Consider the following 11,678-nt stretch of genomic DNA (forward strand, 5'->3'; position numbering starts at 1 on the left):
GGGCAGGCCCGCCGCGCGTCCGCCGTCACCAGCTCCGGACCTGCCGGATGATCCGCCGGCGCAGCAGCACCGTGCGGCTGCCGTCCGGGAACAGGCGGAGCCTGTCCAGTTCCCAGTGCCCGTACTCGGCATGATCGGTGAGTAGTTGGCGTGCCGCGTTGCGGGACGTCCCGCGCGGCATGCGCAGCGACTGGTACTCGTACTCCGGCTGCCGGACCGGCTTCGGTGGGGTCAAAACGCTCCTCCTGTGGGACGCCTGCGAGCAAGCCTACGGCCTGCCCGGGACAACGGGCCGGGGAATTTTCGGCCGCCCCGGACCGCACCGCACTGACAGGGCATCAGTTCCGTTGCTCCTGGGGAAGACATACCCCCGGCGCGCCGCGCGAAGCGGCACCCGGACGGCCCGCGCGGACGGTCCGGCCGGGCGCCGGGCGCGCGCCGCCGGCCGGCGCCCCGGGGGACAGAACGGCACGGATCGGACATCGCGGGGGAAGTTGCGGTGAAATCGCGGGTGTAGGTGACAACCGCTGTGCGTACCGGCACCGAGGGGAGATAGCGTCTGCACCATGTCTGATGCCGCGCAGCCCACCATTGCCGAGGTACGCGCCGCCGCCGAGGCGGTCAAGGCCGCCATCGACCGTCATCTGGAAGCGGTGTCAAGCCACAGCGCAGCGGACGATTCCGCTGTGTCCACCGCCTACGAGCAGCTCGCGACGGCGGCCATCGCGTACGACCAACTCCTGTACGAGGTCTACGACGAGGTGACCCCCTTCGAGGTCCCCGGTGACGAGGGCCCGGGCGGGTACCACGGTCCGGAACAGCCCGAGGCGATCAGCGTGCTGATCCGCCGCGACTACCACGTCGTCGACCCGAAGCGGCTGCGTGCCCAGGCCGAGCGGCTGGACGACTCGCTGACCCCGGGCGGCGGCTCGGACGGCGGCGGGGTGAACGCCGCGATCGGCGTGCTGTTCGGCGAGTTCGAGCCGGACGAGATCGCCGCCCGCAGCGAGGAGTTCGGGCTGGAGGAGGCCGACTCCACGCTCTGGGTGGCGGCCGCCGAGCCGAGCGAGCCGGGGGAGTGGCTGCCGGAGCCGTTCGAGCACGCGGACCCGCAGCTGCTGATCTGCCGCTTCGACGTGAGCGAGGTCTACGACGACGAGGACCTCGACGACTGACCCGCGGTCCCCGGCCCCCCGTGCGCCCGGCGCGCGGGGCGGAACGGGTGCTTCAGGCGCATGATTTCGGACGTTCCTCGCGCCGGGCGCGGTGACGTCCGGTCACGGCTCCCGGCCCCGGAACGGCCGGAGACCCCCACCCGAGGGGCCTCCGGCCGTTCCGGCGCCGCGCCGTCGGCGGCCGTCAGTAGGACTCGGCCGCGTTCTCCGCGAGGATCGCGCGCAGCCGCGTGGTGCGGGGCGCGGCCGGGCGCTCGGCGACGGCCTGCGCCAGCGCCGGGCCGGCGGCGTGGACCACCGAGAGGTGGCGCTCGCCGCGGCCGAACGCCGTGTAGACCCACTGCCGGGTGAGCGCCGCGCCCGCGTCGTCCGGCAGCACCACCACGGCGCCGGGCCAGCGGCGGCCGACCGCCTGGTGGACGGTCAGCGCCCAGCCGTGCCGCAGCTTCCCGACCTCGGCGGGCGGGACGGTGCGGCGCGAGCCGTCCGGGTACTCCAGGTGCAGGCCGGCGGCGTCGCCGTCGAGCACCCGGGCCGGCCGGGTGTGGCCGGGCGTGGGGGAGTCGGCGACCCGGTCGCCGGGGTCGAAGCCGCCGAAGCGGCCCGGGCCGGGGTTGAGCCGGGCCTTGGCGGCGGCGTTCAGCGCACGGGTGCCGGCCCCGCCGCCGTGCCCGGGGGTGAGCAGGACGACCTGCTCGGCCGGGATGCCGAGGGCGCGCGGAATCGAGTCGGTGAGCAGCTGGACGGCGCGGTGGACGGCCTCCCCGGCGTCCTTGGCGGTCAGGATGACCACCTCCTTGTCCGGCGCCTCGACCGGCTGGAGCTCGCCGATGCCGACGCCGGAGACCAGCTCGCCGATCGGGCCGAAGTCGGGGGTGCGGGAGGCGACGGCGGGGCAGGCCTTGGCGGCCAGCAGGTCGGCGAAGAACCGGCCGGGGCCGGCCGACCAGAGCTGGCCGGGGTCGCCGCTGAGCACCAGGCGGGTGCCGTCCGCCAGCGACTCCAGCAGGGTGGCGGCCAGCTCGACGTCCAGCAGCGGGGCGTCCAGCACGATCAGCAGGTCGAGCGCCAGGGTGCCGTCGGCGGCCCGGCCGGGGCCGGCCGCGCCGGCGAGCAGCTCGGCCAGCGTGGCGACGGGCGCCGGGGCGGGGGACTCGGCGAGCGGGGCGAGCGCGGCGAAGGCGGTCCGGCCGTGGTCGGTCCAGGTGGCGGCCCAGGCCCGCAGGCCGAGACCGGTCGCGGCGGCCAGCAGGGCGGCCGGCTCCGCGCGGGCGGCCTCGCCGCCGGTGTGCAGGACGAGCGCGCTCTCGGCGGCGGCCCGGACCAGGGCGGTCGCGGAGGAGGACGGGGCGGCGGCCGCGGCGGCCTCCCAGGCGGCCGGCCCGGGGGCGGCGGGCGGTTCCTCGGCGGCTTCGGCCCCGTCCTCCTCGGAGTCCCCGTTCTCCTCGGCGGCCCCGGCCCCGGCGCCCTCCGCCGGGTCCGCCGGGTCCGCCGGGTCCTCGCCGGGGACGAAGGTGGACATCAGGCGGACCAGGCCGTCGGCCAGGCTCTCCTCGGCCAGCGCCAGCCGCTCCAGCGCGAGCAGGGTGCGGGTCGGCGGTTCGTCCTCCTCGTCCCCGCCGGCCGCGTGCGCCTCGGCGCCGGTCAGCTCCTCCTGGAACGGCATCGCCCCGCCGTCGACCACGGCGGCCTGGACGGCGCCGGCGGAGTCCGGCACGCCGAGGCGCTCCAGCCCCGAGACCACCTCGCCGATCTCCAGGGCCGAGTGGCCGCGCAGCGCCGCCTGCTCCAGCAGCCAGCCGACCAGCGCCTTGGCCCGCCGCTGGTCGCCGGGGCCGGCGGCCGGGCCGAGCAGACCGCGGGCGAAGCCGTCCGCGTGCTCCGGCCGGACGGCGGGCAGGGTGAGCACCAGCCACGGGTCGTCGCGCAGCTGCTGGGCAGCGCCGTCGCCGAACACCGCCACGGCGGCGGCGGCCAGCGAGGCCGGGGCGCCGCCCGCCGTCAGCACCTCGGCGGTGTCCTTGAGCGCCTGCGCCCGCTGCTCGTCGGTCGCCGCGCGGTCGGCCGCGGCCTCCCCGGTGCCCGCGCTCCCGGGCGCCGGGGCGTCGCCGTCCCCGCCGGGGCGGCCGACCGACCGCACCCGCTCCGCCAGTGCCGCGACCGCCGCCGCCCGGTCGTCGCCCGCCGCGTCCTGCCTGGGCGCGGCCGGAGCCTCCGGGGCGGCCGGGGCGTCCGGCGTGCCCGGGGCGGCCGGGGTGTCGCGTGCGTCCGGCGAGGCCTGCCCGGGAACGACGCCCGAGTCCGCCGAGGTCTCCTCCGGAGCGCCGTTCTCCGCGTCAGTCATCGTCCGCTCCACAAAGCTCAACTCCACATGCTGGGTGCCGCCCGCCCTCGGTCGGGGCGGTCGGCCGGGTCGGGCCGGTCCAGGGCCGCGCGGGGCGGCCGGGCCGGCGGTCGGTCGGTTCGGGCAGGCTCGGGTCGCGGGGTCGAGCGGCCGCTACAGCTCGCTCCACCCCTGGTCGGGATAGCGGTGGACCGGCGCCGAGATGTCGTCGAGCGCACCGCGGATCTCCCCCGGAAGCGTAAGGGCCTCCACCGACAGCGCGGTCTGCAACTGCCCGGCGGTCCGCGCCCCGACCAGCGCGCTCGCCACGCCCGGCCGGTCCCGGACCCAGGCGAGCGCGACCGCCAGCGGGCTGCTGGCCAGGCCGTCGGCGGCGGTGGAGACGGCGTCCACGATCCGCCGGGCGCGTTCCCCGAGGTAGGGCTGGACGAACCCGGACAGGTACGGCGATGCGCCGCGCGAGTCCTGCGGCAGGCCGTGCCGGTACTTGCCGGTGAGCACGCCGCGCCCGAGCGGGGAGCCGGCGAGCACGCCCACCCCGGTGTCCCGGGCGGCCGGCAGGGCCTCGCGTTCGCTGCCGCGCTGGAGCAGCGAGTACTCCAGCTGCGCCCCGGCCAGCGGTACCCGGCCGTGGTGGGCGTGCTGCCAGGTGGCGGCCTTGGCGAGCTGCCAGCCGCTGAAGTCGCAGACCCCGACGTAGCGGGCGCGGCCGGAGGAGACCGCGATGTCCAGGGCGCTCAGGGTCTCCTCGACCGGGGTGGCCGGGTCGAAGGCGTGCACCTGCCAGAGGTCGACGTAGTCGGTGCCGAGGCGGCGCAGCGAGGCGTCGAGCGCGCCGAGCAGGTGGCCGCGCGAGCCGTCGAAGCGGCGGCCGGAGGCCGGCACGCTGCCCGCCTTGGTGGCGATGACCAGCTCGGAACGGGGGACGAGGCTGTCGGTGAGCCGGGAGAGCAGGTACTCGGCGTCGCCGTCCGCGTAGACGTCGGCGGTGTCGACGAGGTTGCCGCCGGCGTCGACGAACTCCTTGAGCTGTTCGGCGGCCTCCTGCTCGTCGGTGTCGCGACCCCAGGTCATGGTGCCGAGGCCGAGCCGGGAGACCAGCAGCCCGGTGCGGCCGAGGTGACGCTTTTCCATCGGACGGGCCCTCTCACTGGCCGAAGGTGCGGTGGCGGAACGCTGCGGGGCGGGGCGCCCGACGGGGACAAACCCGCAGGTGGGACGCGGCGCCCCACGTCGGCTGAGCGTAGCGGCCGGTGCCCGGGCAGGTGCGCAGACCCGCAGGACGACCACCGCCGGGAGGCACCTGGGGCGAGCGCGGGAGCCGACGGCCGGAATGTGACCCACGCCATGGCTACCGGCCAGTAGCATGTCGGCCGGACGCGTCGTCGCGCTCCCGAGCAACCCGACTGGAAGGCAGTGCCCATGCGACTCGGCATCAACCTCGGCTACTGGGGACTCGGCATGGACGCCGACAACATCGCCGTCGCCCAGGAGGCCGACCGGCTCGGCTACTCGGTCTGCTGGGCCGCCGAGGCCTACGGCTCGGACGCGGCCACCGTGCTCTCCTTCGTGGCCGCCAGGACCGAGCGGATCGACGTCGGCTCGGCCATCTTCCAGATCCCGGCCCGCACCCCGGCGATGACCGCGATGACCGCCGCCACCCTGGACACCCTCTCCGGCGGCCGCTTCCGGCTCGGCCTCGGCGTCTCCGGCCCGCAGGTGTCCGAGGGCTGGTACGGCGTGAAGTTCGACAAGCCGCTGGCCCGCACCCGCGAGTACGTGGAGATCATCCGCAAGGCGATGTCCCGCGAGCGGCTGGTCCACGAGGGCGCCCACTGGACGCTGCCGCTGCCCGGCGGCCCCGGCAAGCCGATCAAGCTCACCGTGCACCCGGTGCGCGAGCGCATCCCGCTCTACATCGCCGCGATCGGCCCGAAGAACCTGGAGCAGACCGGCGAGATCGCCGACGGCTGGCTCGGCATCTTCTTCGACCCCGCGCACGCCGCGCTCTCGCTGGACCCGCTGAAGGCCGGCCGGGCCAAGGCGGGCGCCGAGCCCGGCAAGGAGTTCGACGGCTTCGACGTCTGCCCGACCGTGGCCATCGCCGTCGGCGACGACATCAAGGCCGGCGTCGACTCGCAGCGCGCCTACACCGCGCTCTACATCGGCGGCATGGGCAGCAAGGAGAAGAACTTCTACAACCAGCTCGCCCGCCGGATGGGCTACGAGCAGGCCGCCGACGAGGTCCAGGAGCGCTACCTGGCCAGGGACTACGCGGGCGCGGCCGCCGCCGTCCCGCACGACCTCGTCGACGCCACCTCGCTGATCGGCGACACCGCCCGGATCGCCGACCGGATGCAGGCCTACGCGGACGCGGGCGTCACCACGCTCACCCTGGCCCCCGCCGGCTTCACGCTCGACGAGCGGATCACCGCGCTGCGCACCGGCGTCGAGGCCCTGGAGCGCGCCGGCCTGGCGTAGCCGACTCTCCCCGCCCCTCCCCGCGCGCCGCCCGGGGAGGGGCCGCTAGAGCCAGTCGTGCCGCTTGAACACCCGGTGCAGCAGCACGCAGACCACCACCATCAGCGCGACCGCCGCCGGATAGCCCCAGGGCTGGCGCAGCTCGGGCATGTGCTCGAAGTTCATCCCGTACACGCCGGCGATCATCGTCGGCACGGCGGCCAGCGCCGCCCAGGCGGAGATCTTCCGCATGTCGTTGTTCTGCTGCACGCTGACCTGCGCCAGGTTGGCGGCCAGGATGTCCGACAGCAGCCGGTCCATGCCCTCCACCTGGTCGCTGGTGCGGGCCAGGTGGTCGGAGACGTCCCGCAGGTACGGCAGCGCCTGGGCCCGGACGAACGGGACGCCGGGGCGCTCCAGCCGCAGCATCGCGTCGACCAGCGGCCCGGTGGCCCGGCGGACGGTCACCAGCTGCCGCTTGTACCCGTAGATCCGGCTCGCGATGTCGCGCCCCACCCGGCCGGGTGCGAACACGTCCGACTCCAGCTCGTCGAGGTCCGCCTGGATGCCGACGGTCACGTCCGCGTAGCCGTCCACCACGGTGTCGCAGACCGAGTGCAGCACGGCGCTCGGGCCGTAGCCGAGCACCTCCGGCTGCTGCTCCAGCTCGGCGCGCAGGTCGCCGAGCGGGCTGTCGGCGCCGTGCCGGACGGTCAGCACGAAGTCCTCGCCGACGAAGAGCATCACCTCGCCGCTGGTCACCGCGTGACCGCCGGGGTGGTACCCGAGCGTCTTCAGCGCCACGAACAGCGAGTTGCGGTACGTCTCCACCTTGGGGCGCTGGCGGGCGCCGACCGCGGCCTCGACCGCCAGCGGGTGCAGGCCGAACTCGCCGCCGACCCGGTCGAGTTCCTCGCTGGTGGGCTCGAACAGGCCTATCCAGACGAAGCCGCCCGGTCCCGCCGCCCGCGCCGCGGCGAGGCTGCCGGCGGGGTCCGCGGGTGTCGCGACCGGGCGGCCGTCGCGGTAGATGGCGCAATGGACGATCATGCGGGCCATTGTCGCCGCAAACGCCTGCCCGAAACATCCGCCGCGACGACGGTTCGTCCCGCTCCCGGGGAGCCGGCCGGGGCGGCGGACGGGATCCGTGCGCCGGCCCGCCCGGCCCGGGGAGGCCGTAGGGTGGTCCCCATGCCCACCCTGCTGCTCGTCCGCCACGGCCGCTCCACCGCGAACACCGCCGGAATCCTGGCCGGTTGGACGCCCGGGGTGGAACTCGACGACACCGGGCGCGCGCAGGCCGCCGCGCTCGCCGACCGGCTCGCCCCGGTTCCGCTGGTGCAGGCGGTCAGCAGCCCGCTGGAGCGCTGCCGGCAGACCCTGGAACCGCTGCTCGCCGCCCGCCCCGGCTTGGCCGGCCCCGCGCTGGACGAGCGGCTCGGCGAGTGCCACTACGGCGAGTGGACCGGCCGGCCGCTGGCCGAGCTGGCCGAGGAGCCGCTGTGGCGCACCGTCCAGGACCACGCCGCGGCGGCCGCCTTCCCCGGCGGCGAGTCGCTGCGCGAACTGAGCCACCGCACGGTCGGCGCGGTCCGCGAGTGGAACGAGAAGATCGCCGCCGAGCACGGCGAGGACGCGGTCTGGGTCGCCTGCTCGCACGGCGACGTGATCAAGGCGGTGGTGGCCGACGCGCTCGGCCTGCACCTCGACCACTTCCAGCGGATCAACGTCGACCCCTGTTCGGTCACCGCGATCCGCTACACCGCCCGCCGGCCCTTCGTGCTGCGGATGGGCGACACCGGCGACCTCACCTCCCTCGCCCCGCGGCCCGCCGGTCCCGGTGCCCCGGCCGGGCAGAGCGGGGACGCGGTGGTCGGCGGCTCCACCGGAACGGCCTGAACCGTCCGCCGCGGGCCGTCCCCGGCCCGCCCGGCGGCCCCCGCCGGGGCCTCGGCTCCCCGGCGCGGCCCCGGAGGTCGTAGGGTGACCAGTGGGTCCCCGCGCCCCCGGCCCGGGCACCCCGGACCACCCAGCCCCGACCCCCGACCGACCCCAGCGGCGTCCCCGGACGCCCACGACGATCGATACGACCCGGAGCGAGAGCGTGACCCGTCAGGTCTTCTTCTACGACCAGCCCGAACGGTTCGTGGCCGGCACCGTCGGCCAGCCCGGCGCCCGGGCGTTCTACCTTCAGGCCAGCGCCCGCGGGCGGATCACCAGCGTGCTGCTGGAGAAGACCCAGGTCGCCGCGCTCGCCGAGCGGATCGACGAGGTCCTCGACGAGGCGCTGCGCCGCAGCGGCGGCGCGGCCGGCATCCCGGCCGCCGCCCCGCAGGACCTGCTCGACACCGCGCCGCTGGACCTGCCGCTGGAGCAGGAGTTCCGGGTCGGCACGATGGCGCTCGCCTGGGACAGCGTGGACGGCTGCCTGGTGGTCGAGGCCCAGGCGCTGGTCGAGGAGGAGGAGGGCGAGGAGGAGGGCGCCGCCGTCTTCGAGGACGACGAGAACGGCCCCGATATGCTCCGGGTGCGGCTCTCCGGTGCGATGGCCCGGGTGTTCGCCAAGCGGGCGCTGGACCTCGTCGCGGCCGGCCGCAAGCCCTGCCCGTTCTGCAACCTGCCGCTCGACCCGGAGGGCCACCTGTGCCCGCGCGCGAACGGGTACCGGCGCTGAACGCGCCGACCGCGCGGCCCGCCGACCCGCCGGAGCCGCCGCGGTCCGACCCCGCCGAGGCCGCCGCGCTCGCCGCCGACCCGCCCGGCGCGCTGCGACTGCTGCGCGAGGGCGCGCTTACCGTGCACGGCCGGCTCACCGACGCCTCCAACGCCGCCCTCTACTGCACCGTCGGCGCGGCCGACGGCCGCCGGGCCCAGGCCGTCTACAAGCCGGTGGCCGGCGAGCGCCCGCTCTGGGACTTCCCGGACGGCACCCTGGCCGGGCGCGAGGTCGCCGCGTACGAGCTGTCCGCCGCCACCGGCTGGGACCTGGTCCCGCCCACCGTGCTGCGCGACGGCCCGCACGGCCCCGGCATGGTGCAGCTCTGGGTGGAGCCCGACCCGGACGCCGCCCCGCTGCTCGCGCTCCAGGACCCGAGCGGTCCCGAGGACGGCTGGCTGCCGATCGTCCGGGCCGAGGTCGGCGACGGGCGCACCGCGCTGCTGGTCCACCCCGACGACCCGCGGCTGCGCCGGCTCGCGGTGCTGGACGCCGTCCTCAACAACGCCGACCGCAAGGGCGGCCACCTGATCCCGGCCGCCGACGGCCGGCTCTACGGCATCGACCACGGCGTCACCTTCAACACCGAGGGCAAGCTGCGCACCCTGCTCTGGGGCTGGGCCGGGCAGCCGCTGCCCGCCGAGGCGGCCGCGGTGCTGGCCGGACTGGCCGGGCAGCTGGACGGCGAGCTGGGGGAGCGGCTGGCCCCGCACCTGACCGCCGCCGAACTGGACGCCGCCCGGTCCCGGGTGGCCGCCCTGCTCGCCGCCGGCACCCACCCGCTGCCCTCCGAGGACTGGCCGTCCATCCCCTGGCCGCCGATCTAGGGACCGGTCGGCCCCGCCGGTCCGAGGGTTCGAAGGCCCGCAGACCCGTTCTCCCGCGGTTCCTCAGCCGGTAATGGTCTGGACCGGTGCGCCGCCCTGGCAGCACACTGCGACGATGGACGAGCGACGGACCACCCCCCACCTGGACCTGCCGCTGCACCGCCTCCAGGTCCCGCTGCCGCATCTGCTGCCGTTCGCGATCGGCAGCTTCGACGCCATCGGCCCGCTGTCCCGGGCCGGCTTCCCCCACCGGCACTCCTTCTACGAGATCGTCTACCTCACCGGCGGGCGCGGCGCCCATGTCCTGGACCTGGTCCAGCGGCCGGTGCAGCCCCCGCAGTTGTGCGTGATCGCACCCGGCCAGGTGCACTACTGGGCGGACGCGGACGACCTCACCGGACAGGTCGTGCTGTTCAACGAGGACTTCCTGCTGGCCCACCCGCAGGACCTCGCCGCGCTGCGCACCCTGGCCTCCCGCCCGGCGGTGCGGCTCGGCGAGCAGGCCGAGCCGATCGCCGCACTGCTGGCGGACATGGAGGCCGAGTACCGGGCCCGCCCGACCGGCTACCCGGGCGTGCTGCGGGCCAGTCTGCACATCCTCGTCGTGCGCGCCCTGCGGGCCTGTTCGCCCGGCGGCGCGGGCGGGCAGCCCGGCCGCACCGGGGACCTCGCGGCCGCCTTCACCCGGCTGATCGCCACCCCGGGCGGGGTGCAGCGCTCGGTCGCCTCCTGCGCGCACGAGCTGGGCGTCTCCCCGGGCCACCTCCAGGCGATGGTCAAGCAGGCGACCGGACGCACCCCGGGCCGGCTGATCCGCCAGCAGCAGACGCTGGAGGCCAAACGGCTGCTGGCCTGCACCGAACTGACCGTGCGACAGGTGTCCAGGGAGGCCGGATTCGGCGATCCGGCGTACTTCTGCCGGTTCTTCCGCCGGGAGACCGGGATGACGCCGGGGGAGTTCCGGTCCAGTGTCGGAGGAAATCACCACGATCCCCGGATCACGTCCATCGCGGCGGCCCCCGACGGCCCGTAGTTTGACTGCTGGCCACCGGCGGACCGCCCGGCGCGAGCGGGCGGTCCGTCGGCCCGGTCCTTGTCATGCCCCCACCATGGCAAGGGCCGTCCCCGGACGGCACCACCAGATCCCCCACACTCACACCGAAGGAGTCGGCGCATGCCCGCGTCCGAAGAGCCCCTCACCGGGACGGACGGTCCGACCGACCGTCGGATCAGCCGCAAGACCGTCCTCAGGGCCGCCGCCGTGCTCGGCACCGCGCCGCTGCTGGTCGGCGGAGGCGTCGCGCTGGCCCGCGACCGGGTCGAGTCCGGCGAGATGCCGGAGTTCACCCCCGAGTGCCAGGACGGCGACGCCCCGACCATCCCGCAGACCGAGGGCCCCTACTTCAAGCCCAACTCCCCGCTGCGCACCTCGCTCATCACCGACAGCACCCCGGGAACCAGGCTCACCGTCAGCGGCTTCGTCTTCGGCCGCGCCTGCCTGCCGATCGCCAACGTCCTGATGGACTTCTGGCAGGCCGACGTGAACGGCAACTACGACAACGCCGGCTTCACCTTCCGCGGCCACCAGTTCACCAACGCCCAGGGCGCGTTCAGCCTCACCACGATCGTGCCCGGCCTCTACCCCGGCCGCACCCGGCACATCCACGTCAAGCTCCAGGCGCCCGGCCGGTCGGTGCTCACCACCCAGCTGTACTTCCCGAACGAGCCGCGCAACAGCACCGACACCATCTACGACGCCCGGCTGCTGATGAACATCCGCCAGGTCGGCTCGGCCAAGGAGGGCACGTACGACTTCGTGCTCAACGTGCCGCAGACCCCGAACCCGACGCCCACCCCCACCACGCCGAAGCCGACGCCCACCACGCCGACCCCGACGTCGACCGGTGGCGGCGGCACCTGGACCGTCGGCACCTTCTACAACGCGGGCGACCGCGTCACCTACGGCGGCGCCTCCTACCAGTGCCTCCAGGGGCACACCGCGATCGCGGGGTGGGAGCCGTCGAACGTGCCGGCCCTCTGGCGGCGGTTGTAGCGGCTCCGGCCGCCTGACCCGAGGGTCACGGACGCCCGGTCGGCGGCAGGGCCGACCGGGCGGCCCGTCCGCCCGCTCCGCCCCGCGAGGCCGTGCGCGGGGC

At 75.8% G+C, this 11,678-nt stretch carries 11 protein-coding genes; 7 read left to right on the forward strand and 4 right to left on the reverse strand.

Annotation, left to right across the window (positions count from 1 at the left end; all coding sequences use genetic code 11):
* Positions 1-25: 25 nt before the first annotated feature.
* The gene (locus ACFU74_RS32190; protein ID WP_037846781.1) at positions 26-235 is read right to left on the reverse strand and encodes a DUF5703 family protein; all 210 of its coding nucleotides are present in this window, start codon (positions 233-235) and stop codon (positions 26-28) included.
* Between the two features lie 331 nt (positions 236-566).
* Between ACFU74_RS32190 and ACFU74_RS32195 the strand changes: the two genes are divergently transcribed.
* Positions 567-1,175, forward strand: a complete 609-nt coding sequence (locus ACFU74_RS32195; RefSeq protein ID WP_344344439.1) for a hypothetical protein — start codon at positions 567-569, stop codon at positions 1,173-1,175.
* Between the two features lie 184 nt (positions 1,176-1,359).
* Here the strand turns inward: ACFU74_RS32195 and ACFU74_RS32200 are convergent, their stop codons facing one another.
* Positions 1,360-3,519 (reverse strand): ATP-binding domain-containing protein, encoded by a 2,160-nt coding sequence (locus ACFU74_RS32200; RefSeq protein WP_380763246.1) that lies wholly within the window; start codon positions 3,517-3,519, stop codon positions 1,360-1,362.
* 153 nt (positions 3,520-3,672) lie between these two features.
* Positions 3,673-4,653, reverse strand: a complete 981-nt coding sequence (locus ACFU74_RS32205; RefSeq protein WP_380763248.1) for an aldo/keto reductase — start codon at positions 4,651-4,653, stop codon at positions 3,673-3,675.
* A 288-nt stretch (positions 4,654-4,941) separates the two neighbouring features.
* On the opposite strand from ACFU74_RS32205, the gene ACFU74_RS32210 reads away from it, so the two are divergent.
* On the forward strand, positions 4,942-6,000 hold the full coding sequence (locus ACFU74_RS32210; RefSeq protein WP_380763250.1) for an LLM class F420-dependent oxidoreductase: 1,059 nt from the start codon (positions 4,942-4,944) through the stop codon (positions 5,998-6,000).
* 45 nt (positions 6,001-6,045) lie between these two features.
* On the opposite strand, the gene ACFU74_RS32215 is transcribed toward ACFU74_RS32210, so the two are convergent.
* Entirely contained in the window at positions 6,046-7,029 is a 984-nt protein-coding gene (locus ACFU74_RS32215) for a magnesium and cobalt transport protein CorA (RefSeq protein WP_380763252.1), read from the reverse strand.
* A 141-nt stretch (positions 7,030-7,170) separates the two neighbouring features.
* Between ACFU74_RS32215 and ACFU74_RS32220 the strand changes: the two genes are divergently transcribed.
* From ACFU74_RS32220 to ACFU74_RS32240, 5 genes are all read left to right on the forward strand, one after another.
* Positions 7,171-7,878 (forward strand): histidine phosphatase family protein, encoded by a 708-nt coding sequence (locus ACFU74_RS32220; protein WP_380763254.1) that lies wholly within the window; start codon positions 7,171-7,173, stop codon positions 7,876-7,878.
* 205 nt (positions 7,879-8,083) lie between these two features.
* On the forward strand, positions 8,084-8,653 hold the full coding sequence (locus ACFU74_RS32225) for a DUF3090 family protein (RefSeq protein WP_380763256.1): 570 nt from the start codon (positions 8,084-8,086) through the stop codon (positions 8,651-8,653).
* 92 nt (positions 8,654-8,745) lie between these two features.
* On the forward strand, positions 8,746-9,522 hold the full coding sequence (locus ACFU74_RS32230; RefSeq protein WP_380763262.1) for an SCO1664 family protein: 777 nt from the start codon (positions 8,746-8,748) through the stop codon (positions 9,520-9,522).
* A gap of 115 nt (positions 9,523-9,637) precedes the next feature.
* Positions 9,638-10,555, forward strand: coding sequence for an AraC family transcriptional regulator (locus tag ACFU74_RS32235; protein ID WP_380763258.1), 918 nt, complete (start codon positions 9,638-9,640; stop codon positions 10,553-10,555).
* Positions 10,556-10,696: 141 nt separating this feature from the next.
* Entirely contained in the window at positions 10,697-11,575 is an 879-nt protein-coding gene (locus ACFU74_RS32240; RefSeq protein ID WP_380763260.1) for a carbohydrate-binding protein, read from the forward strand.
* Positions 11,576-11,678 lie beyond the last annotated feature (103 nt).

The organism is Kitasatospora sp. NPDC057500 (assembly GCF_042802195.1).
Classification (GTDB): domain Bacteria; phylum Actinomycetota; class Actinomycetes; order Streptomycetales; family Streptomycetaceae; genus Kitasatospora.